Annotated in this window: 18 protein-coding genes; 7 read left to right on the forward strand and 11 right to left on the reverse strand. The window is 69.5% G+C overall.

Features of this window, described 5'->3' with window-relative positions; all coding sequences use genetic code 11:
- Nucleotides 1-10 precede the first annotated feature (10 nt).
- The 3 genes from LF41_RS08560 to LF41_RS16980 all read right to left on the reverse strand — a co-directional run bounded on the left by LF41_RS08560 (nt 11) and on the right by LF41_RS16980 (nt 7,003).
- Complete coding sequence (locus LF41_RS08560; RefSeq protein WP_152599960.1) at nt 11-5,704, reverse strand: alpha-2-macroglobulin family protein; 5,694 nt, start codon at nt 5,702-5,704, stop codon at nt 11-13.
- 85 nt (nt 5,705-5,789) lie between these two features.
- On the reverse strand, nt 5,790-6,473 hold the full coding sequence (locus LF41_RS16975; RefSeq protein WP_052116260.1) for a YdcF family protein: 684 nt from the start codon (nt 6,471-6,473) through the stop codon (nt 5,790-5,792).
- 110 nt (nt 6,474-6,583) lie between these two features.
- A complete protein-coding gene (locus LF41_RS16980) occupies nt 6,584-7,003 on the reverse strand; it encodes a hypothetical protein (RefSeq protein WP_052116261.1) in 420 nt (139 codons plus the stop codon).
- Between the two features lie 175 nt (nt 7,004-7,178).
- Here LF41_RS16980 and LF41_RS08575 point away from each other — a divergent pair, with 175 nt between their 5' ends.
- From LF41_RS08575 to LF41_RS08595, 5 genes are read left to right on the forward strand one after another with little or no spacing between them, the layout of a single operon-like run.
- Nucleotides 7,179-8,414: a beta-ketoacyl-[acyl-carrier-protein] synthase family protein gene (locus LF41_RS08575; protein WP_052116262.1), complete on the forward strand. Its 1,236-nt coding sequence runs from the start codon at nt 7,179-7,181 to the stop codon at nt 8,412-8,414.
- Nucleotides 8,411-9,196 (forward strand): beta-ketoacyl synthase chain length factor, encoded by a 786-nt coding sequence (locus LF41_RS08580; protein WP_036168610.1) that lies wholly within the window; start codon nt 8,411-8,413, stop codon nt 9,194-9,196. The genes LF41_RS08575 and LF41_RS08580 overlap by 4 nt, the downstream gene beginning before the upstream one ends.
- On the forward strand, nt 9,189-10,013 hold the full coding sequence (locus LF41_RS08585; protein WP_036168612.1) for a glycosyltransferase family 2 protein: 825 nt from the start codon (nt 9,189-9,191) through the stop codon (nt 10,011-10,013). The genes LF41_RS08580 and LF41_RS08585 overlap by 8 nt, the downstream gene beginning before the upstream one ends.
- Nucleotides 10,010-11,674, forward strand: a complete 1,665-nt coding sequence (locus tag LF41_RS08590; RefSeq protein ID WP_036168614.1) for an NAD(P)/FAD-dependent oxidoreductase — start codon at nt 10,010-10,012, stop codon at nt 11,672-11,674. The genes LF41_RS08585 and LF41_RS08590 overlap by 4 nt, the downstream gene beginning before the upstream one ends.
- Before the next feature lie 14 nt (nt 11,675-11,688).
- Complete coding sequence (locus tag LF41_RS08595) at nt 11,689-12,918, forward strand: cation:proton antiporter (RefSeq protein ID WP_036168615.1); 1,230 nt, start codon at nt 11,689-11,691, stop codon at nt 12,916-12,918.
- A 1-nt stretch (nt 12,919) separates the two neighbouring features.
- Here the strand turns inward: LF41_RS08595 and fabG are convergent, their stop codons facing one another.
- The 8 genes from fabG to LF41_RS08635 all read right to left on the reverse strand — a co-directional run bounded on the left by fabG (nt 12,920) and on the right by LF41_RS08635 (nt 19,329).
- Nucleotides 12,920-13,645, reverse strand: a complete 726-nt coding sequence (gene fabG / locus LF41_RS08600) for a 3-oxoacyl-ACP reductase FabG (protein ID WP_036168616.1) — start codon at nt 13,643-13,645, stop codon at nt 12,920-12,922.
- On the reverse strand, nt 13,642-14,085 hold the full coding sequence (locus tag LF41_RS08605) for a hotdog family protein (RefSeq protein ID WP_036168617.1): 444 nt from the start codon (nt 14,083-14,085) through the stop codon (nt 13,642-13,644). The genes fabG and LF41_RS08605 overlap by 4 nt, the downstream gene beginning before the upstream one ends.
- A complete protein-coding gene (locus LF41_RS08610; protein WP_036168618.1) occupies nt 14,082-16,418 on the reverse strand; it encodes an MMPL family transporter in 2,337 nt (778 codons plus the stop codon). The genes LF41_RS08605 and LF41_RS08610 overlap by 4 nt, the downstream gene beginning before the upstream one ends.
- A complete protein-coding gene (locus LF41_RS08615; RefSeq protein ID WP_036168619.1) occupies nt 16,415-17,062 on the reverse strand; it encodes a LolA-related protein in 648 nt (215 codons plus the stop codon). Before LF41_RS08615 ends, LF41_RS08610 begins: the two co-directional genes overlap by 4 nt.
- Complete coding sequence (locus tag LF41_RS08620) at nt 16,986-17,993, reverse strand: lysophospholipid acyltransferase family protein (RefSeq protein ID WP_084073494.1); 1,008 nt, start codon at nt 17,991-17,993, stop codon at nt 16,986-16,988. The genes LF41_RS08615 and LF41_RS08620 overlap by 77 nt, the downstream gene beginning before the upstream one ends.
- The gene (locus LF41_RS08625) at nt 17,990-18,268 is read right to left on the reverse strand and encodes an ApeI family dehydratase (protein WP_036168620.1); all 279 of its coding nucleotides are present in this window, start codon (nt 18,266-18,268) and stop codon (nt 17,990-17,992) included. The genes LF41_RS08620 and LF41_RS08625 overlap by 4 nt, the downstream gene beginning before the upstream one ends.
- Nucleotides 18,269-18,352: 84 nt before the next feature.
- On the reverse strand, nt 18,353-19,060 hold the full coding sequence (locus tag LF41_RS08630; protein ID WP_052116263.1) for a COG4648 family protein: 708 nt from the start codon (nt 19,058-19,060) through the stop codon (nt 18,353-18,355).
- Nucleotides 19,057-19,329, reverse strand: a complete 273-nt coding sequence (locus tag LF41_RS08635) for a phosphopantetheine-binding protein (protein WP_036168622.1) — start codon at nt 19,327-19,329, stop codon at nt 19,057-19,059. Before LF41_RS08635 ends, LF41_RS08630 begins: the two co-directional genes overlap by 4 nt.
- 112 nt (nt 19,330-19,441) lie before the next feature.
- Between LF41_RS08635 and LF41_RS08640 the strand changes: the two genes are divergently transcribed.
- Both LF41_RS08640 and LF41_RS08645 read left to right on the forward strand, forming a co-directional pair.
- Nucleotides 19,442-20,797: an NAD(P)/FAD-dependent oxidoreductase gene (locus LF41_RS08640; RefSeq protein ID WP_052116264.1), complete on the forward strand. Its 1,356-nt coding sequence runs from the start codon at nt 19,442-19,444 to the stop codon at nt 20,795-20,797.
- 32 nt (nt 20,798-20,829) lie between these two features.
- A complete protein-coding gene (locus LF41_RS08645) occupies nt 20,830-21,792 on the forward strand; it encodes a chorismate transformation FkbO/Hyg5 family protein (protein WP_052116265.1) in 963 nt (320 codons plus the stop codon).
- The last annotated feature ends 5 nt before the right edge of the window (nt 21,793-21,797 follow it).

Consider the following 21,797-nt stretch of genomic DNA (forward strand, 5'->3'; position numbering starts at 1 on the left):
CGCGATTTCCTCACTTCGGGTCGGCGATGCGGATGCGGTCGGCGGCCGTGCGGGCCCGTGCGGATTCGCCGTACATCAGCTCGACGACGGCGGGGGCGGCGAGGTAATCGCCACTGTTGCCGACGCGGGCGTAGTACCGGATCGCGTGGTGCCCGGCCGGGAGGCGCTGGGCGTAGAACTTCGGCTTGCGCGGGTCGAGCTTGCGTTCGTCGAAGTAGCTGCCGCCATCGCCGTCGCTGAAGCGCGAGGCGCCGGCGACGCCGGACAGGTCCATGTCGATCGGGCGCAGGCCGCCGGGCAGGTCGTCGGTGACCGCGACGAAGTACCGCGCATCGGCGTTGTCGATGGTGAGCGTGATGCGCACCCAGTCGCCCTCGCGCAACGCGCCCCCATTCAGCGGCACCCACTTCGCCCCGCGTTTCACTTCGTACAGGCGCGCGATCGAGAAGCCCATCGCCGAGGCTTGCGCCTGCCGCGCGTCTTCCTGGTATTCGACGCGGGCGAGGAACGCGACGGGCGAATCGGGCCGTTCGACGGGCGCGACCGTCACCGCGCCGCCGGCCGGCATCGCGAAGGTGTGTGCGTTGCGCACTTGGCCCGCATCGACGGCGATGCGGTCGGACTGCGCACCCACCGTTGCATCGACGACGATCCGCGAAGCCATCCCGGACGTGCCTTCGGTCCGCAGCGCGCGCAGGCAGGACGCGGCCGACTGCGTGTCGATCCGCGCCACGCCGCCGGCATACAGGTCGGACAGACCGGCGATCAGCGCACGCCGCGCGCCCTCGGGTGCGAAGCGCGGATAGTCCTCGAGCAGGCGGATCAGTTCGCACTGTTCGCGCAGCGACGAGCTCATCCAACGGTCGTAACGCGTGCCGCGGTCGAGCGAACGTGCTTCGCCCCGTTGCGGTGCCAGCGCCAGCAGCTTGGCGAACGCGCCTTCGGATTCAGGCGCATCGGCGCGTGCGAGCGCACGCGCGGCGGCGACGCGCGCGGGCAGCGCGAGCGCATCGAATTCCTCCGCGATGGTCGAACGTTGGGCCGGCAGGTCGACGACCGCCGCGGCGATCGCACGCTCGTTCTTCGCCTCGGGCTTGTCGACGCCCCAGCGATTCGACGCGTCGAGGAAGCCGCGCGCACGCGCTTCGATGGCGGGGTCGGGCGCATGGCCGAGCGAACGCAGCAACGCGAAGGCATCGAGGGTGTAGGCCGTGAGCGGCACCGTGCCGCGCGCGAATCCGTCGTCCCATTGGTGCTGCGTGGCGGTGTTGAAGTACACCATGCTGCCGTCGTCGAGCTGGAACGCGCCGGCGTTGTCGATCGCTTCGCGCACCACGGTATCGGCGTCGGGCCACGACGGATCCTTGCGTTCGATCGCAAGCGCCGCGGCGACCGCGCGGCTCAGGATCTGTTCCCAGCACCGATGCGGGTACACGCGCATGTCTTCGGTCCACCCGTCGACCAGCGCGCTCGCGCCACGCCACACACTGACGTCGACGTGCGCGTCGTGCGCGCCGTGCGGCAGTGCGGGGAGTTCGAGCGACATCGGTGCCTTGCCGATCCAGCCCGCCTGCGTCTTCGTGCCCAGGACCGCCGTGGACGCGACATCGATCGTCGCCGCCACCGCATCCTTGCCGGCCGGCGTCGCGGTCGCACCGACGATGCGCAGCGCGCCGGTCTGCGTCGGCGCGATCGACGTGCCGAAGCTCGCCTGCCCATTCGCGGGCAACGACAACGTAGCCGTGCGGTCCGAAGACGCGTCGCCGTCGACGATGGTGATGCGCGCTTCGGCCTTCGAATCCTGTTCGGCGATCTGGCGCGCGTTCAAGGCGATGCGCGAGGTATCGCCGGGATAGACGCGCACCGGCGTTTGCAGGCGCGCTTCGACCGGCAGGCCGACTTCCAGCGTCGCATCGGTCATTGCGAAATCGTCGGCGTCGTCGTGGCTCCAGGCCACCGCGCGCCAACGCGTGAGGTTGTCGGGCACGACGAATTCGACGGTCTTCGATTCGCCCGGCGCGAGCACGATGTCGGTGCGCCACAACGCGGTGTCGGCGAAGTCGGTGCGGATGCGCGCGAGCGCCGCGCCGTAGTCGGCAGGAGGGCTGCGTTCCGGGCGTGGCGCGCCGGAGCGCGGCGTTGCTTCGGAGGCGTCGGCGGGCGGCGGCGCGGGCGGCGCCGCGTAGCCCCTCGTCGCTCCGGCGACTTCGACCGCTGCCAGCTCGGGACCCGACGCCTTGCGCACGGTGCCCGGCGCGAGCAGCGCGACGCTGGTCGTGTCGCGCGGCACGGGAATCCGCGACAACTGCTCGGCGGTGAGGATCGTGGTGGACTCCACGGAAGTCACGTCGATCGGATTGATCGCGCCATTCCCGACGACGGTGATCACGCACTCGCCCAGTCGCATGTCCAGGCACGTCGTGTCGTCGGAGCGCGCCAGCAGCCACCGCAACGGCAGCGCGTTCCAGCCCTCGAAGCCTGCTTCGATCCCGCCGCCGGAGAACCAGCCGTGCCGCTCCCGGAAGCCCGACTTCACCGGATCCATCGCTTCGAGCCATTGCGCACCGAGCGCGCGCAGCGCGTCGTCCGTCACCGCCAGGGTGACCGCGCGTGCCTGCGTGCTGTCGTTGCGCAACACCAGTCGCGCCGTCTGCGCGGGCGCGGACTGCGCGCGTTCGAAGGCGAGCGAGACGGGCGACGCGGTGTCCGCCTGCTTCACGACCAGATCGACGCTGGCGGTTTCGCTCGCGATCGGGCGGCGGAAGCCCGCCGGCAAGGCGACCTTCGACGGTGGTGCATCGGTGCGGCGCACGAGGACGCTGACCTTCAGGCGACGCGGGGTGTCGGCTGTCGTCGGCAACTCGACCAGTTGCACAGCGGAGGCGAGCGTCACCACGCGATGCGCGATCACCTCGTCGCCGTGCGAGATCAGCACCAGCGCGCGCGCGGGCACGTGCGGCGCGGTCACCTCGATGCGGATCGGTTCGCCGGCGACGGTCTCCTCGCCCAGGCGGGTCACCTGCAGGCGCGCGGGCTTGGCATCGGTCTGCGCGGTGCCGGAGACGTACACGTAACGCTCGACGATCGCGGGAGCGGCATCTGCGCTGCGCGCGCGAATCGTGTACAGGCCGCTGCGCTTGCGCGGGAAGGTGCATTCAGTCGCAACGCCCGAGCCGATCGTGCAGGCGTGGACCGGCGATGGCTTCGTTCCGCCGGACGCAATGAACGTCACGTCGACTTCGATGGACTGATCGCCGATCTCGCGGCCCGCGGCATCGATCACCACGCCGGTCAGCGTCACCGGACCGCTGGAATCGTAGGCCATCCCGACCTTCAGGCCGACATACCGCGCGAACGCCGCGTACGGCACTTCGACGCTGTTGCTGCTCGTGCCCTCGCGATCGGCCGGATGTACTTCGGCGGAGACGCTGAGCGTGCCGAAGGGAATGTCCACCGTGCGCAAGTCTTCACCCAGCGGCAGCTTCAGCGTGGCGTTGCCCTTCGCATCGGTGCGGCCCCCGAGTGCGTCGATGTCGTCGATCGATTCGGAATCAATCTTCCCGCGCGCAAAGATGTAGTCGCGCCATTGCGGGTAGGCGTGCGCGGGCGAATCGGCCGCAAGCTCGGCCTCGACGTTCTCCACGACCAGGCCCGCGCCGGATCCGCCCGAATAGAAGCCCGACGCGATGTCGAATGCGAACGTGTCGCCCGGCTTCACGAGCGCCTGCTTGCTCGATGCGCGCACCCACAGGTCCTGCGTGCGGAACGTACCGACGTGGAAGCAGACGGCGTCGTCGTCATCGCTCGCGATGCAGTAGTCGCCGTCGGGCACGTGGATGGGGATGATGGTCTCGCCGGTGGCACGCCCGTGGACGTCGAAGTCGGACGACCACGACAGCAGCGTGTTGCTGGATTCGCTGGATTTGAGCACCAGCGGCAGCGACTGCGGTTTTCCGGGCGCGGTGTAATGCAGGCCGTCGTCCTCCCGGGTCCATACGGTCCAGCGCACGGTGTCGCCGGCGCGATACAGCGGGCGATCGGTCACGCCCCACGTGGCCGTGCGCGGATCCGCGCCGAGGTCGGCCTCCCAATACGTCGTCTCGATCGGCAACACGGCGCGTTGCAGGGCGTGGCCGCGGCCGCGTTCGACTCGCACGAACCAGTCGGGGCGGATCGGTTTGCCGTCCTTGTCGGTTCGCATGCGATACGCCGCGGGCAATGCCAGGCGTACCACGCCCTGCGCGTTCGTCGTGCCGCTCGCGACGACGCGCGCTTCCTTGTCGGTGTCGTCCAGCGCGAGCAGCGTCGCATTCGCACCGGATATCGGCGCGTCGCCTTCCCATGCGTTCGCCCAGACGAGCACGCCACGTCGGCCGATGCGCGCGTACACGTCGAAATCCGGCGCGGATGCGTGCATGCGGCCTTCCGATGTCGCGCGCTTTTCGGAACCGAAGGACTGGATACGCGCGTAACCCGATTCGTCCAGCGCGCGGCGAACTTCGCGAATCGCGACGGGTGCGCCCGCTTCGGGCGATTGCGTGGTTGTCGTCGATGCATGCGTCGTCGTGCGCGCGATCGTGTCGGTCTCGACGCGCACGGGAGGTGCGTTCACGGAACGCAGGCCCGGGTCGCCGTCGGGCAGCAGCAAGGCGCGCGTGAAGGGCGCATCGAAGGACGGACGCGGACCGGTGGTGCCGACGGTCAGCGTGACGGGCGTGGTGTCGGTCGTACCGTCGTTCGCGCGCAATGCGGGAATCGCGAGCGTTTGATGGGCGTGGATGGCATCGACCGTGAAGGAAATCGATGCCGCGGGCGAGCGTTCCGGCGGATCGGGTTCGCGCCAGGTGCGATACGACGGCTCGAAAGTGTCGCCCTTGCGGTGCAGGCGCTCGCCCCAGGTCGCATGCCACGCATTGACCGAGGCACTGTCGAGCGGGCGCGAGAACAGCACGCGCACCTGCTCGCCGGGCACGCAGTCGTCCAGGGCGACCGCGCCGTTGCGCACCGACGCGATGATGGGTGCGTTCGCGCCGGCGCACACGGCGCCGCGCACCTGGAACGGCTCGCCGATGATCGCGCGCAATCGCACCTGGTCCTGCGTGCCGCGCAACGGGCCTTCGGTGGAAACCAGGCCCGGGACGATGCGCAGTTCCAGCGTCGATTCATGGGTCACCGCGGGCGCATCGAGGCGATAGATCGGCCCGCCGTAGGGCGAGACCACTTCCTGCAGCGACACCGGCACGGGCTTGCCGTCGACCGTCATGCGCAACACATCGGCGATGGCGGCCGTTGTGATGCCCAACCATGCGTGCACCTCGAAATGCAGGCGGCCGTCGTTCCAACGACGCTCGATCCACACGCTCGGCCGCTCGGTTTCGAAACGCAGTTCGCCCGACGGCAGCGGCGCGCCCGACACCGTGCGCAGGCCGGCTGGCAACGTGGCGCGGAATGCGGTGGCGCGCGGGAGGGGTTTGACGAACTGGCAGCTCAGCTCGGTGTCGTTGGCCCAGTGACAACCGGCGAGCGGCAAAGCCGGCGTGAACGTCGCGCGTGGCGTGTCGCTTTGCGATGCGAGGGTCTGCATCGGTTCGGGGAACAGGAAACGCACGCCCCGATCGCCTGCCAACCGCATCTCGATCGGTTCCCCCGCCATCGCGCTGCCCGCCAGGCACAACGCCAGCACGCCCATTCCCCAACGCTGCATGCGCTTCATCCGTGTGATCCCCAACCGGCAGTGTCCGGCCGTGGGGAACGGATGCGCAAGGTGAATGGGGTTGTCCCCCGCGCCCTCAGGTCACGCGCGCAAGCATCCGCTGCGAGCCGATCAGGCGCGCCCAACGCGTGCCGAGGTCGGTCCAGCACACGAAACCGGCTTCCGCGGCAATGCGCAGGAGCGTGCCCGGCTTCAACGGAAGTCGGGCTTCGGCCGCGCACAGTTCCCAGTCGTAACCGAGCTGGCGCGCCATCAGTGCACAACGCGCGAGGTGGTAGCGGCTGCTGAGGAGCGTCACGCGGCGCGAGGCCTGCCCGACCAGGATGTCGCGCGCGTTGCGCAGGTTCTGCAAGGTGTCGCGCGAGTGCGCTTCCAGCCGCAGCGCCGGGCCCTGCGCGAGGTTGCGCGCGAGCAACGCGCGTTGCGCAACTTCGGCTTCGGTCGGTTCGTTCGGCGCGCCGCCGCCGAGCAGGATGACTTCACGCGGCGGACGATCGCGCCACAACGTGGCGGCGCGTTCCAGGCGCGCTTCGAAATCGGCATCGATGCGGCCGCGCGGCGCGTGCTTGCCGAAGACGAGCAGCGTGTCGCCGCGCTCGGGCATCGTCGGCGCGCGGCGCGCCACGCGCAGCACGTGCCAGAAGTAGCCGAGGTACACCACGCCGGCGCTGAGCAGGCACGCGAGCAGCGCGATCAGCCCCGTGTGCAGGACATCGCGGTCGATGGCGAGGCGAAGGCGGTGGGCGACGTGGGACGGCATGGCCGCTGGATGGGGGCGTCCGGGCAAAAAAGAAAGCGCCGCGAGCGCGGCGCCTTCCAGTTTACGTGCGTGGTGGCGCGTGAAGATGTGCGCCACGACGCACGATCGCCTCACAGTTGGCCGGCGGTCAACTGCAGGTTGGTGGAGGTGTCCTTCTGCACGTAGCTCATCCAGCCCAGGTAGTTGCGGTGGATGTAGCGCTGGCCGCGCTTGACCTTGAAATCGAGGTTGCGGCTGTCGACGTAGGAATACTGGACGGTCTTGCCGTCGAAGACGACCTTGATCTTCGCCCAGTGCTCGCGCAGGTTCAGCTCGGCGTCGATCTGCCCGGGCTGCTCGGCGGTGATCACCCAGCCACGGCCGGTGAGGGCGCGCTTGATGTCCTTCACGACCTGTTCGTCGGTCATGCCGGCGGGGATGGCGACGGCAGCCGGATCGACCAGCATGCTTTCGCGGGCCTGGACGTTGGCGACGAAGAACAGGGACAGCAGCGCGAAGCACAGGCCCAGCGCGCGACGATGGAATTGCATTGCGGTGTTTCCCCTTTGAGTGCCGATTCGTGAGCCGCGTCCCCGGTCTCCACCGAGCCCCCGCGGCGGCGGCCATCATCCCGGTTCCGCGGCCGCTGCGCCACGCTGGCCGCCGACGGGGCGATGGCTATACTCGGCCCCGCCGTATGTCCCACGACCGTTTCCGGAGCCGCGCTTGCATTTCGCTTCCCAGCCGCCAGGCTCCGCCACCGCGCGCGTCGCGCCGCTGGCGATCCGCCGTTACACCGCGACCACCGCGCTCGGCCGCGGGCGCGATGCGCAACTGAACGCATTCAGGGATCGCACGGGCGGGCTGCGGCCCAACGATTTCGGCGACGGCGATCGCCTGGACTGCTGGATCGGCCGTGTCGACGGCCTCGAATCCGAAGGCCTGCCCGACGCGCTCGCGCATTGGGAATGCCGCAACAACCGTCTCGCATGGCTCGCCCTGCAACAGGACGGGATGTTCGATGCGGTGCGCGAAGCGCGCGCGCGTCTCGGCAGCGAGCGCGTCGCGATCGTCATCGGCACCTCGACGTCCAGCATCGGCGCGAGCGAGGAAGCCTATGCGCGCCTGCAAGCGACCGATGCCGGCCCCGCCTTCCCGGACGACATGCGCCGCGCGATCGTGCACACGCCGCACTCGCTCGGCGATTTCATCGCGCACGCGACCGGCCTGACTGGCCCGTGCGTCACCGTGGCCACCGCGTGTTCGTCGAGCGCGAAGGTCTTCGCGCAGGCCGCACGCCTGATCCAGGCGGGCCTGGCCGATGCCGCGCTGGTCGGCGGCGTCGACACCCTGTGCGGCAGCGTGCTGTACGGGTTCAACTCGCTGGGCCTGGTGTCGCAGGGCAAGTGCAAGCCGTTCGATGCGACGCGCGACGGCCTGTCGCTCGGCGAAGCGGGCGGCTTCGCGCTGCTCGAACGCGTCGAAGACGGTGCGGCGCCGGGTTTGTCGCTGCGCGGCTACGGCGAATCGAGCGACGCGCACCACATGTCCGCGCCGCATCCCGAAGGCCTCGGCGCACGGCTGGCGATGGGCGACGCGCTTGCGCGCGCGGGCCTGCAACCGTCGGACATCGGCTATCTGAACCTGCATGGCACCGCGACGCCCGCCAACGACACGATCGAAGCGCAGGCCGTCGCCGCGATGTTCCCCGAAACGCTCCATGCAAGCTCGACGAAGGGCTGGACCGGGCACACGCTCGGCGCGGCGGGCATCGTCGAATCGGTGTGCGCGTTGCTCGCGCTCGAACACGGCGTGCTGCCGGGCATCCTCAACAGCGCGCAGCACGATCCCGCATGCGGCGCGCAGATCCGCTTCGACAACCAGGAACGCGCGATCCGCTACGCGATGAACAATTCCTTCGGTTTCGGTGGCAACAACTGTTCGCTGGTGTTCGCCGCATGACCACGCTGTCCGCCACCATCGAAGGCATCGGCTTCTGGAGCAACGGTTTGCCGGACTGGCATGCCGCGCGCGCGTTCGTGCGCGACGGCGCCCTGCCCGAAGGCGCGCCGGCGCGCCCGTCGCCGCAACTGCTCGCACCGAACGAACGCCGCCGCGCACCGGAGACCGTCGCCGTCGCGCTGGAAGTCGCGCTCGCCGCATGCACCGACGCCGGCCGTGATCCGCGGGTCCTGCCGTCGGTCTTCGCCTCCACGCACGGCGACCTCGGCATCACCGATTACATGTGTTCGACGCTCGCCGCCGATCCGCGCTCGATTTCACCCACGCGCTTCCACAATTCGGTGCACAACGCCGCCGCCGGTTACTGGACGATCGGCGCCGGCTGCACGGAGGCGGCCACGGCGATCAGCGCGTACGACGCGAGCTTCGCCGAAGGCCTGATCGAAGCGTTGGTGCAACTGGCCGCCGGCGAGGACGCCATCCTGCTGGTCGGCTACGACGGCGCGGGCGCGGGCGCGCTCACGCCGATTTCGAACAGCGCAGGCCTGCTGGGCGGCGCGCTCGTGTTGACGCGCGCCCACAAGGCCGATGCCCCGCGCATCGACGTCACCATCGGCAACGGCGATGCACGCACGCCGGCCGAGCGCCTGTCCGCCGTCGCCGGCGGCAACGCGATGGCGCCGATGCTGCCGTTGTTCGAAGCACTCGCCGGTTCCGCGACCGACGTGACACTGTTCGCCGGGCGCGGCCGCACCCTGCACGTGGGAATCGCGCATGGCTGATTTCACCGACCTCGCGCGCCGTACCTGCGTCGTCATCCCGGCGCTCAACGAGTCGCTGCGCATCCGCGAAGTGGTCGAAGGCGCACTCGCGCATTGCCCGAACGTGCTGGTGATCGACGATGGCTCCGACGACGGCACCGGCGACTGCGTGCGCGATCTGCCGATCACGTTGATCCGCCACGACCAACGCCAGGGCAAGGGCGCATCCCTGCGCGAAGGCTTCGCCGAGGCGATGCGTCGCGGTTTCGACGGCGTGCTCACGATGGACGGCGACGGCCAGCACCATGCCGCCGACATCCCGCGCCTGCTCGAGGCCGCGCATGCGTATCCCGGCGCATTGATCATCGGCTCGCGCATCCGCAAGCGCGTGCAACAGCCCAAACATCGCCGCCTGGCGAACGAGTTCGGCGACTGGGGCATTTCGTGGGGCTGCGGTTATCGCATCTGCGATACGCAGAGCGGCCAGCGTTACTACCCCGCCAACGTGTGCCAACTCGGCGACGTGCCGGGCGAAGACTTCGTGTTCGAAGCGCAGATCCTGATGTCGGCCGCACGCGAGCTCGACGTGCGCGTGGTGTCGGTGCCCATCGAATCGCGCTACCAGGGGCCCGGCGCCGCCGCGCAGTTCCGCAAGAGCCACTTCCGCCCGTTGCGGGATCTGTGGCGCATCACCTCGCATGTCACGCGTCAGATCGTGCGCTACGGCAACGTGGTCGCCGAATACCGGCGCACGCGCGCCAATCCGCCCGTCATCCATGATCCGACAGGCGAATTCGCACCCGCCTCCACATTGCAGATGCAACAAGGACGCCCATGAGCGCGCAGGCCGACGTCGTCATCCTCGGAGGTGGCCTCGCCGGCCTGACCCTCGCGATCCAGTTGCGCCAGCGCGATCCGTCGATCGCGGTGACGGTCCTCGAGCGGCGCGCGCACCCCGTGCGCGAGGCGGCGTTCAAGGTGGGCGAGTCGTCGGTGGAGATCGGCGCGCACTACTTCGCCGACGTGCTGGGCTTCCGCGAGCACCTGGAAACACAGCAGATCCGCAAGTTCGGGTTCCGGTTCTTCTTCAGCGAAGGACAGGAGGACGTCGACCAGTGCACGGAGATCGGCGTCAGTCAGTTGTTGCCGACGCCGTCCTGGCAGCTCGACCGCGGGCGCTTCGAGAACTTCCTCGGCGAGCAGGCACGCGCGCTGGGCGTGAAGTTCCTCGACGGCGCCACGGTGCGCACGATCGACCTGTCGAAGGACGATGCACCGCATGGCGTCGGCTTCGACCGCGGCGGGGCATCGCACACGATCTCCGCGCGCTGGGTGGTCGATGCCGCCGGACGCGCCGGCCTCATCAAGCGCAAGCTCGACCTCGCGCAGCCGAACGACCACGACGCCAACGCGGTGTGGTGGCGCGTCGATGGGTACGTCAAACCGGACGAGTGGTCCGATGATCCGACGTGGACCGGCCGCTGCGATCCGCCCGCGCGCTGGCGTTCGACGAACCACATGTGCGGCCCCGGCTACTGGTTCTGGCTGATCCCGCTTGCGTCCAACGCGCATTCGCTGGGCATCGTGTGCGACGCGAAGATGCATCCGCTCGATACGATGAACTCGCACGCCAAGGCGATGGACTGGCTGCGCGAACACCAACCGGGCGTCGCGCGCGCGGTCGACAAGCCGGAACACGCGCTGCAGGACTTCCTGTTCTTCCGCCATTTCTCCTATGGCTGCAAACAGGTGTTCTCCGGCGACCGCTGGGCGCTGACGGGCGAGGCCGGGTTGTTCCTCGATCCGTTCTATTCGCCGGGCAGCGATTTCATCGCGATGAGCAACACCTTCATCGTCGACCTGATCGAGAAGGACCGCGCGAACCAACCGGTGGCGCCGTACGCGTCGATCTACGAGCAGCTGTATTTCTCGTTCTACGAGAACACGCTCACGCTGTACCAGGACCAGTACCCGTTGTTCGGCGATGCGCAGGTCATGCCGCTCAAGGTGATCTGGGACTACACCTATTACTGGGCGCTGCTGGCGCCGGTGTTCTTCGCGCAACGCCTGACGTCGATCCCGCTGCTCGGCCGCCTGCGCGATGCGTTCTCGCAGGGCCGCGAACTGAACCTGTCGATGCAGGCGCTGCTGCGCGAATGGGGCGAGCGCAACACCGGGCCGCTGGTGCCCGATGGCCGCTTCCTCAACCAGTGGGGCATCGAGTGGTTCCATGAAATGAACCGCGCTCTCAACGATCCGCTGGACGATGCGCAGTTCGAAGCGCGGCTGCGCGCGAACGTCGTGCGCATGCGCTGGCTGGCGGCCGAAATGCTGGCCGAAGCGCGGCGCACGCACGCGGACATCGACGACCACGGGCTCGATGCGCAGCTCGCACCGTTCCGCGGCGACGCGCCCGCGATGCCCTGCCTCGACGCGGCGTGGTATGCGCGCGATGTGCAATCGCCCGACCTGCAACCTGCCGAGGCCCTCGCGCCGTGAGTCATTCGATCCTGATGTTGCAGTTGGTGGTCATCCTGGCCGCCGCGCGCGGGTGCGGGCTGCTGTTGAAGTATTTCGGGCAACCGGCGGTGATCGGCGAAATGGCGGCGGGGTTGCTGCTCGGGCCCGTGGTGTTCGGCGCGATCGCGCCTGAAATCCATGCGCAGTTGTTCGCGAAGGAGTCGCTCGGCGGGCTGAGCGCGTTGTCGACGGTGGGCCTGGTGCTCTTCATGTTCATCGTCGGCGTCGAACTGCGCGCGCCCGACGGCGTGCGCGCACAGGTGAAGGCCGCCGGCTGGGTGGGCGTGCTCGGCGTGTTGCTGCCGATGGCCGCCGGATTCGCCGTCGCGCCGGTGCTGCATCCGCTCGCGCCCGCGGGCGTGGGCTTCTGGCCGTTCGGATTGTTCATGGCGGCGGCGTTGTCGATCACCGCGTTCCCGGTGATGGCGCGCATCCTCAAGGATCGCGGCCTGACGCAGACGCGCATCGGCCGGCTTGCGTTGAGCTCGGCGGCGATCGCGGACGTGTTCGCGTGGGTGATGCTCGCGCTGGTCGTCGCCCTGGCCGGCGTGGGCGACGGTACGTCGGGGTTGGTGCGCACGACCATCGGCATGCTGTTGCTGCTCGCGCTGGTGTTCGGCGTGCTGCGTCCGTTGTACGCGTGGTTGCTGCGTCGCTTCGCGCCGACGGGCGAACCGTCGCAGATGTTGCTCGCCGCGTTGCTGCTGGGTGCGCTCGGGTGCGCCGGGCTCACGGAATGGCTGGGCCTGCACGCGGTGTTCGGCGCGTTCCTGTTCGGTGCCTGCCTTCCGCGCGACGACCGCCTGCTGCGATGCCTCGTCGAGCGGCTGGAATACATCGCCATCGTGTTGCTGATGCCGATCTTCTTCGCGCTGGCGGGGTTGAACACGACGGCCGACGCGTTCGTCGGCACCGGCCTGGGCGCGTTGCTGCTGGTGTTGCTCGCGGCGATCGTGGGCAAGGTCGCCGGCGGGGCGGCCGGTGCGCGCGTGGCGGGTTATGGCTGGCGGGAGAGTTTCGCCACCGGCGCGCTGATGAACGCACGTGGCTTGATGGAACTGATCGTGATGAAGGTCGGCCTGGATGCGGGCCTGATCGGGCCGTCGCTGTTCACCATGCTGCTGGTGATGGCGCTGGTCACCACGGTGATGACCAGCCCGTTGCTGACGTGGTTCGGCGGACGCTCGCCGGATCTCGCGGACCCGGCGTCGTCGCGGGCGTAGCTCAGGTCATTCCACCGTCGACGCCGATCACCTGGCCGTTGACGTAGCTGGCGCCCTCCGAGCACAGGAAGCGCACGACCGAGGCGACTTCGTCGGGCGTCGCCGCACGCCCGGCGGGCACCATCTGCTTCACCATTTCGGGCGGGAAGCTCGCATCGGCCATCGCGCCCTGCACGACGCCCGGCGCGACGACATTCACCGTGATGCCGCGGCTGCCCATTTCGCGCGCGAGCGACTTGCTCGCGCCGTGCAACGCGGCCTTCGCGGCGGCGTAGTTCGCCTGGCCGCGGTTGCCGAGTACCGCCGCGACCGACGACACGCTGACGATGCGGCCCCAGCGCGTGCGCGCCATCGGCAGCAGCAGCGGTTGGGTGACATGGAAGAAGCCGTGCAGCGACACATCGATCACGCGCTTCCATTGCTCGGCCGACATGCCGGCCAGCGGCGCGTCGTCGTGGATGCCGGCGTTGTTCACGATGACCTGGATCGGGCCGTCGGCGAGCAATGCTTCGATGGCGGCGCGCGTAGCGTCCGCGTCGGCGACGTCGAAGGCGACCGCCTGCGCGCTGCCGCCGCTGCCGCGGATCTCGTCGACGATGCCTTCGGCCCGCGCGAGGTTCGCATTCGCATGCACGATCACGTGCAGCCCGTCCGCCGCGAGCTGGCGGCAGATCGCACCGCCGATATCGCCGCTGCCGCCGGTCACGAGTGCGCGATGCTGGGTCATTCGTCGGTTCCCGGAAGTCGGAGCATCACGGCGGCGCGGCCTTCGGCCAGCACGACGCCCTGGTGGCGGAGGGTGAAACGATACTGCTGCGCGCCCTCGCCCGCGACCAGGGACTCCGCCACGCATTCGAGCGGTCCGTCGAGATCGTCGATGCGCGTGCAATGCAATTCGACGCCGCGCAGCGCGACCAGCATGCCGGGGGCCGCAGTCGCCGCGCGTTCGCGGGCGAGCAAACCGCCGTGCACGGCCATCGCCTGCGCGCCGTATTCGCTCAGATGCAGCGCGCGCAGCATTCCATGGCTGCGCAGGGGATGGTGCGGATCACGATGGCCATCGGTGCGCAGCACGATGGTCTGCGTATCCCAGGCGACGACGGTGTCCCACAGGCACATCGCGCCGGCGTGCGGCACGAGGGATTCGATGGTCGCGCGGTCGATCATGCGGTCTCCCGGTGCGGATGTCGCGCGATCAACAGACCGAGCACGAAGTTCGACACCACGCCGAGCGTGACGGTGACGCCGATCGCGCGCAGCACGGGGATCGACGACAGGCCGAGCAAGGCGAACACGAGCAACGTCATCGCACTGCACACCAGCAGCGCATGCAGCGTGCGCAGTTGCTCTTCGCGATCATCGCCCGCGTGTTCGAAGAACAACGCGTAGTCCAGGCCCAGGCCCGCGGCGAGGATCAGTGCGACGAGATGGAACAGCGTGAGTTCGACACCAGCGATCCTGAGCGCCGCGAGGATCACCAGCGTCGTCACCGCCATCGGCGCGAGCACGCGCCATGCACGCTGCGTGGAGCCCAGCGCGATGCGCACCGCGACGATCAACAGCACGGCGGCGAGGCCGAGCGCCCACAGCACGCGTTCGCGATAGGCGACGACGAGCGACTCCGACGCGGCCTTGAGGTCGACGAGGCGTGCGCCTTCGCGTTGCACGAGCGCGGCGACCTTGTCCGGCGCGGACAGGCCGACGAGCGACACGAGCGCGGTCGCGTGGCCGTCGCGTTGCGACAGCAATCCATCGACGCGCACCTGCAGCGGCGTGCCGGCGAGATCCGCGGGGACGAGCGGCTGCGCACGGCGCGCGGTGTCGACATCCTGCAGGAAGGGTTCGAAGACATCGCTGCGGAACGGCGAGGCCGCGACGGCCACGTCGAGCGACGCGCGAAGCGCCTGCGGCGTCGGCAACCTTGCCTGGCGCGCGCGTTGCGTGTGCATGCTCGGCAGGTATTGCGGCGCGCTTTCGAATTCCGCGAGCCAGCCTTGCGTGCGCGCCTGTTCGAGCGCCACGCCGAGGCGTTCGGTGCGTTGCAACGCGTCCTCGACATCGCGCCCCTGCACCGCGATGACGTAACGCACGTCCGGCGCGCCGAGTTCGTCGCGCACCTGCGCATCGCGCGCGAGCGCGGCGGGGTCGACGGGTGTCAGGCGCGAGAGATCGTTCTGCCAGAACGGGCCGGGTGCGAAGAGCGCGATGGCCGCCGCGACGAGTGCGAGTACGCCGATGGCGATGCGCGGTTGCGGGAGGCGCGCGACCCACGTGCGCAGGCGTTCGAGGAACGCCGATTGCGCGGGATCGCGCAGGTCGGGATCGACCAGCGCCGGCAGCAGGAACCGTGTCGCGAGCGCGGCGGCGCCCAATCCGACGATGGTGAAGACCGCCAGTTGCTCCAGGCCGTCGACGCCCGACACGAAGAACGTCGCGTAAGCGATGCATGTCGACACGACGCCGGTCGCGAGCGTCGGCCACAGCGCGCGCACGCTCGCGTACGGCTGCACGCCGGCACGCTGGTGGCTGAAGAAATGGATCGGGTAATCCTGTGCGACGCCGATCAACGTGAAGCCGAAGGCGACGGTGATGCCGTGCACGCCGTCGAACAGCAGCGCCACCGCGCCAAGGCCCGCCAGGCCCGCGCTCGCGAGCGGCAATGCGCCCAGCAACGGAATCTTGCAGTTGCGGTACGCGACGAACAGCAGCACGAGCAGGCCGATCGTATCGACCATGCCGATCCAGCTCGCTTCGCGCTCCGTGCGTCCGCCGATCTCGACGGAGAACGCGCCGGGGCCGGTCATCGACAGCGCACCGGGCTTCGCACCCTTCGCCCTCGCGTACGCAGATGCGATGGCGGCGACGGCGTCGCGCTGGCCCGTCGGATCGAACCCCGCCGCGCGTGTCTGGATCGCGAGCAGCGCGCGCTTGCCCGCACGGTCGAACCACGCGCCCTCGATGCGTTGCGGCGCGGTCGCCGGCTCCCACGATTCGGCGAGGACGAGCGTTTCGAGCGTGGGATCGCGGGGCACGAGTGGTTCGACGAGCGCGGCCGCGGGCGACCCGAGGTCGGCGACGCGCGCCTGCACTTGCTCGGTCAGATACGCCGCATCGAAGCGTTGCGTGTCGAGCGTGGGCGAGAGCAGGTAACGATACGGACGCAGGCGTTCGGGGAATGCCTCAAGGCCGCCCTCACCGTTGGCGACCAGCGTGAAGCGCGCGTCGCGCGACAACGCCGCGCGCAACGCATGCGATTGCGCGGCGAGCGTTCCGGGTGGCGCGCCCTCCAACGTGACGAGCAACAGGCGCGAGCCCGGCCCTTCGCCGAGTTCGTCGATCAGCAGCTTCTGCTCGGGCGTGCGCGCGCTCGGCATGAAGCGGCGCAGGTCGCCGCTCAGTTCGAGGTGTCGCGCGATGGCCCACCCTGCGACGAGCAGGATCGCGAGCCACAGTGCGGCGAGCGCGATGCGCGCGCCCGGCCGCAAGGGCGTTGCCCTCATTGCGCGGTGCACAGCGCGGCGAGCGCCGCGGCGTCGGTCGCGCCGTGCGCGCTGCGCGCCGCGCTGGCGAGCAGCGTGCGCTGGAGATCGCCCTTCACCGGGCGCGTTTCGATGCAGCGCAGCTCGGCGCCGCGGCCGCGCAGCACGATGCCGCGCACCTTGCCGGCGAGCGCGCGCTCGCGCGGCGTGAGCGTCATCGCCCACGACTGGCGGGTGCCGGCCGCCTCGATCGTGTAGTAACGCTCCAACTGCGTGCGATCACCGGCCAGCATCGCGCCGAAGCTCGCCTGCAGGCCCTGCAGTTCGGGCGCACGCGACAACGAGAACGTCCGCGCCTTGCCGTTGCGTTCGATCGTCGCCTCGCCGTTGCGGATCGTCGTCGTTTCCGCGTATGGCGCGCGCACCGCGCGCACCAGCGTGTCGTTGGTCGGCCGGCGGTACTGGCCTTCGATGCGCAGCGGCGTCTTCAACAACGCCGAGCCGCGCAATTCGACGAAATCGGTTTGCGTCGGCGCGGGGCGTGCGAGTTTGGACAGGATCCAGCCGGCGTCGACGGACGCCGCCGGTTCAGGCGGCGCGGCCGATACGCCCGTCGCCGACGCCATCGCGAGTGGGAGCAGCAGCACCGTCTTCAGGATGCGCATGCGATTGCGGCTTGTCATCGACGGGCGCTCCGGTGGGCACGTGCCAGAAATCGTAGAAATTGAACCAGTTGTACGGCGCGCGGCGGGCGTGGTGCTCGAGGCGCTGGGCATAACGGGCGGCCATCGCGGCCAACTCGCGGCTGCGATCCTTGCGCGCCACCCTGATAGGCCCGCTGAACGGCTCGAACACCAGGTCGTAGCGGTTGCCGCCGCGGTACAGGCCGAAGGCGAGCACCACCGGTGCGTGCAGCACCGCGGCGATCTGCCATGGCGCGCCCGGCAGGCGCGCGGGCGCGCCGAGGAATTCGACGGGGTATCCGGCATCGCCCGGCTGCGTGCGGTCGACGAGCATCGCGACGATCGCGCCTTCGGCGATCGCGTCCTGGATCGCGAGCACGATGGACGGGCCATCCTGGCCGGCGTCGATCACGGTCGCGGCGATGGTCGGATTGAGCGCATCGAGCAACTGCGTCATCGCGGCGTTGTGGCCCTTGTCGAGCACCACGCGCACGGGAATGTCGGGGCGTTCGCGCGCCAGCACGCGCAGCACCTCGAAGCTGCCCAGGTGCGAGCCGAACAGCAGCACGCCGCCATGCATGTCGACTTCGGCGTGCAGGCGTTCGAGGCCTTCGACGCGCACGTCGAAACGCCGCAGGTCTTCGCCGAGCAGGAACACGCGGTCGAGGATGGTCGCGGCAAAGCAATGGATGTGGCGCGCGACGCCGAGCAGCGTCGCGGGGCGGCGCAGCACGCGCGTGAGATACGTGCGCGAGGCCTTGCGTTCGGGCCCGCGCAGCGCGAGGAAGTACAGGACGATCGGATACAGGCACAGGCGCGCGAGCGTGCGTCCGCCGCGCCGCGCGATCGCGCGGATCAGCCAGATCGCGAACCGGCCACCGCCTTCGGGGCGCTGCTTCCAGTGCATGTTCATGCGCGCACCACTTCGCCGCTGGCGATGGTCTGCGCATCGCGCACCACGCGGAAACGCCAGCGACCCTCGCCGGCCTCCAGCAGGACTTGCGCGTGCTGGCCGGGCAGCAACGGCTGCACGAACTTCACCTGCGGCAATCGCACCGCGCCCAGCGGGCCGTGCGCCGCTTCGATCGCATCGAACACGCGATCGAGGACGACGACGCCGGGCACGACGGGATGGCCGGGGAAATGCCCCGGCAAACTGGGATGATCGGATGGAACGACAAACTGCATGGCGAATTCTTCAACGCATCCGCGGCGCCGTTGCGCGCCGGGATTATGCAACGCGGCCCCCTGCCGCGGCGGTCCCCGACCGGTTCAGCTTCGACGGGGCTCGTCGTGCAGCAGCCCGCGCCAGACGGTGGGCCCCAACCCGGCCATCTTGCGCACGAAATCGAAGAAGCTCGTGTAGCGCCCGGGGAAGCGCCGCACCCGATAGAAATATTCGCCCACGAACAGCCCGCCGACCAGCCCGTAATTGAGGAGGTTGGCGAACCACGACCAGGCGCGCTCGGACACCGTGACGGGCGGCGTGATGCCCAGGCTGTGCAGCAGGCCGCCCGGCACCGCGACCAGCGCGAGCAGGAAATTGCAGACCGCCAGGCCCGAAAGCACCGCGGCCCACGTCGCCGTCAGTGCGCGGGCGTATGCGCGCAGGTCCGCATCCAGTTGCGCGACCGGCACGCCGTCGATGGCCGACACCATGCGCGTGATCAGCGGCACGTGGCCCGCGCGCAGCGTGCGGCCGAAGGTCCACGCCACGAGTGCGACGAACAGCGCCGGCACGAGCAACAACACCAGGTGCAGGTACGGCGATCCGGCGACGGTCACCAGGCCAACAATGGTGGCCGCGAGCACGATCCAGGCCCACGCGCGTCGGCGCAGGAGCGGTTCGAGCAGCACGAACACGGCCAGGTCGCCGAGCGCGATGGCGGCGAGCGACGGATCGTCGCGCAGGCTCGCCAGGTGCGCGAGCACGGGATAGGCCAGCGCCAGCGCCAGCCGCGCCAGCGGCGTGGCGTTCAAGCGGTGGTGCGGTGTTGTTCGACGTGCGCCGACAGCGCGCGCAGCGACGCGAAGATGCGGCGGTTGGCGTCGTTGTCGGAACGCAGCTGGAAGCCGTACTGCTTCGAGATCGCGAGCGACAGCTCCAGCGCATCGATGGAATCCAGGCCCAGCCCGTCGTTGAACAGCGGCGCGTCCGGGTCGATCTGCGCGGCGTCGACGCCTTCGAGGTTCAGGCTTTCGACCAGCAACTTGGCGAGGTCGGCTTCGGCGGGGCTCTGCGGGGACATCGGGATTCCGGGAAGTGCGGGATATGGCCCGCATTCTAGCCGCGCGGCGGGGCTGCGCGGTTCTGGCGCGCGTTATGATGCGCGCAGCTTTTCTTCACGCCGACCCCATTGCATGACGACGGACACAGCTTCTGCCCCTGACGCGTCCGTGAAGACGCTCGACGTGGATGTGTTGGTCGTGGGGGGCGGCCCGGCCGGCACCACCGCGGCCACGTTGCTGGCGCGGCGCGGCCATCGCGTTCTCCTGCTCGAGAAGTCGCGCCACCCGCGCTTCCACATCGGCGAATCGCTGCTGCCGATGAACCTGCCGATCCTCGAGCGCCTGGGCGTGCTCGACCAGGTGAAGGCGATCGGCACGTTCAAGCCCGGCGCCGAATTCCCGGTCGACGACGTCAACTTCAACACCTTCCGTTTCGAACGCGCGATCGACGCGCAGTTCGGCTACGCCTACCAGGTCAAGCGCGAGGAGTTCGACCAGCTCCTGTTCGCACACGCGAAGGCCAACGGCGTCGATGCGCGCGAAATGGTGAAGGTCGACCGCATCGGCTTCGGCGGCGACGGCCGCCCGAACGAAGCCTTCGCGACCGATGCCGACGGCAATGCGTTGCGCGTGCGCATGCGCTACCTGGTCGACGCCAGCGGCCGCGACACCCTGCTGGGCGCGCAGCTCAAGCTCAAGCAGAAGAACACGCTGCACCAGTCCGCCGCGATCTTCAGCCACTTCACGGGCGTCACGCGCCGTGATGGCGACGATGCGGGCAACATCACCGTGCAGCGGTTCTCGCACGGCTGGATGTGGCTGATCCCGCTGCGCGGCGATGTCATGAGCATCGGCGCGGTGTGTTTCCCCGACTATCTCAAGACGCGCCGCGGCGACAACGAGGCCTTCCTCATGCGCACGCTCGAATCCGAGCCGTCGGCATGGAACCGCATGGAAAACGCCGAGCGCGTCGCGCCCGTGCACGTCACCGGCAACTATTCGTATACCTGCACGCGCATGACCGGCCCGGGCTGGGTGATGGTGGGCGATGCGTACGCGTTCGTGGATCCGGTGTTCTCCTCGGGCGTGTACCTGGGCATGAACAGCGCCGAGCAGGCCGCCGACGTCGTCGACGGCGCACTGCGCGATGTGTCGCGCGAGAAGGCGCTGCAGGCCGCGATGGTGGGCCGCCTCAAGCGCGGCCTGAAGCACTTCCAGTGGTTCATCTACCGCTTCAACACGCCCGTCATGCGCCACCTGTTCAACAATCCGCGCAACGTGTGGCAGGTGGAGCAGGCGGTGATCTCGATGCTGGCCGGCGATGTGTTCGACAATCGGAAGGTGCTGCGCCGCCTGCGCATCTTCCGCGCGATCTACGCCCTCACGGCACTGCAGCTCGCGCCGCAGGCGTTCCGGGGCTGGCTGAATCGCCGCCGCCAGGTCGGCGTCGACGTCAGCGGCGACACGCTGCAACCGGGCAACCCGTGAGCGCAGTCCGCCCCCTCGCGCACGCGCCGCAGATGCGCGTCGACTACGTCGACGATGCGGGCGCCGCGTCGCTCGATGCGTTGCTCGCGCACTCCGACACGCTGGCGGTGTTCGGCTTCGGCAGCGGTGCGCCGGAACGCGACGACCCGCGCTACCTGCGCGTGCCGTTGCAACCGCATGGTGCGGCGCCGTTCGAGGTGTGGCGCACGCCGGGCCCGGTGAACGTCGGCCGGCAGGGCGCGTTGCGCTTCGCCGAATCGGACACCCTGCAGTTCGGCTGGATCGAAATCCCCGAAGGCGACGGGGGCCTGGAATCGGCCAGCGCGCGCGCCTATGCCAATCTGTCCGCATTCGTGCGCACGCGCGGCTTCCCGCACCTGCTGCGCAGCTGGAACTACCTCGACGCGATCACCCTCGGCGACGCCGACGAAGAGCGCTATCGCCGTTTCTGCGTCGGCCGCGCCACGGGATTGGGCACGGTCGTCGCGGGCACGTTGCCTGCGGCCACCGCCATCGGGCGTTGCGATGGCGTGCGTACCCTGCAGGTGTACTGGCTCGCCGCGCGCGTGCCGGGGACGCCCGTCGAGAATCCGCGACAGGTCAGCGCGTATCGCTACCCGCGCCAGTACGGCCCGCAGCCGCCGAGTTTCGCGCGCGCGATGGTGCCGCCCACCGCGGAGATGCCGCTGCTGCTTTCGGGCACCGCGAGCGTGGTCGGGCACGAGTCGCGCCACCACGATTGCATCGAATCGCAACTGGCCGAAACCTTCGCCAACTTCGAGAGCCTCATCGCTGCCGCGCGCAGCGTGCGGCCGGAGTTGCCGGCGCGCTTCGGCCCCGATTCGCGGCTGAAGGTGTACGTGCGCGACGCCGACGCGCTGCCGCGCATCGAACAGGCATTGGCTGCACACCTCGACCCGTCCGTGCCGCGCGTGCTGTTGCACGCGGCGGTCTGCCGGCGGGAATTGCGCGTCGAAATCGACGGCGTCCTCTGAACGTT

This window comes from Lysobacter dokdonensis DS-58 (assembly GCF_000770795.1).
Lineage (GTDB): Bacteria > Pseudomonadota > Gammaproteobacteria > Xanthomonadales > Xanthomonadaceae > Noviluteimonas > Noviluteimonas dokdonensis.

What these genes read in the sequence shown, in the direction of transcription:
- fabG (WP_036168616.1), bottom strand. Translation starts at nt 13,645, where the DNA reads ATGACCCAGCATCGCGCACTCGTGACCGGCGGCAGCGGCGATATCGGC.
- LF41_RS08620 (WP_084073494.1), bottom strand. Translation starts at nt 17,993, where the DNA reads ATGAACATGCACTGGAAGCAGCGCCCCGAAGGCGGTGGCCGGTTCGCG.
- LF41_RS08560 (WP_152599960.1), bottom strand. Translation starts at nt 5,704, where the DNA reads ATGCAGCGTTGGGGAATGGGCGTGCTGGCGTTGTGCCTGGCGGGCAGC.
- LF41_RS16975 (WP_052116260.1), bottom strand. Translation starts at nt 6,473, where the DNA reads ATGCCGTCCCACGTCGCCCACCGCCTTCGCCTCGCCATCGACCGCGAT.
- LF41_RS08595 (WP_036168615.1), top strand. Translation starts at nt 11,689, where the DNA reads ATGTTGCAGTTGGTGGTCATCCTGGCCGCCGCGCGCGGGTGCGGGCTG.
- LF41_RS08605 (WP_036168617.1), bottom strand. Translation starts at nt 14,085, where the DNA reads ATGATCGACCGCGCGACCATCGAATCCCTCGTGCCGCACGCCGGCGCG.
- LF41_RS16980 (WP_052116261.1), bottom strand. Translation starts at nt 7,003, where the DNA reads ATGCAATTCCATCGTCGCGCGCTGGGCCTGTGCTTCGCGCTGCTGTCC.
- LF41_RS08610 (WP_036168618.1), bottom strand. Translation starts at nt 16,418, where the DNA reads ATGAGGGCAACGCCCTTGCGGCCGGGCGCGCGCATCGCGCTCGCCGCA.
- LF41_RS08645 (WP_052116265.1), top strand. Translation starts at nt 20,830, where the DNA reads ATGCGCGTCGACTACGTCGACGATGCGGGCGCCGCGTCGCTCGATGCG.
- LF41_RS08590 (WP_036168614.1), top strand. Translation starts at nt 10,010, where the DNA reads ATGAGCGCGCAGGCCGACGTCGTCATCCTCGGAGGTGGCCTCGCCGGC.
- LF41_RS08615 (WP_036168619.1), bottom strand. Translation starts at nt 17,062, where the DNA reads ATGCGCATCCTGAAGACGGTGCTGCTGCTCCCACTCGCGATGGCGTCG.
- LF41_RS08640 (WP_052116264.1), top strand. Translation starts at nt 19,442, where the DNA reads ATGACGACGGACACAGCTTCTGCCCCTGACGCGTCCGTGAAGACGCTC.
- LF41_RS08580 (WP_036168610.1), top strand. Translation starts at nt 8,411, where the DNA reads ATGACCACGCTGTCCGCCACCATCGAAGGCATCGGCTTCTGGAGCAAC.
- LF41_RS08585 (WP_036168612.1), top strand. Translation starts at nt 9,189, where the DNA reads ATGGCTGATTTCACCGACCTCGCGCGCCGTACCTGCGTCGTCATCCCG.
- LF41_RS08635 (WP_036168622.1), bottom strand. Translation starts at nt 19,329, where the DNA reads ATGTCCCCGCAGAGCCCCGCCGAAGCCGACCTCGCCAAGTTGCTGGTC.
- LF41_RS08625 (WP_036168620.1), bottom strand. Translation starts at nt 18,268, where the DNA reads ATGCAGTTTGTCGTTCCATCCGATCATCCCAGTTTGCCGGGGCATTTC.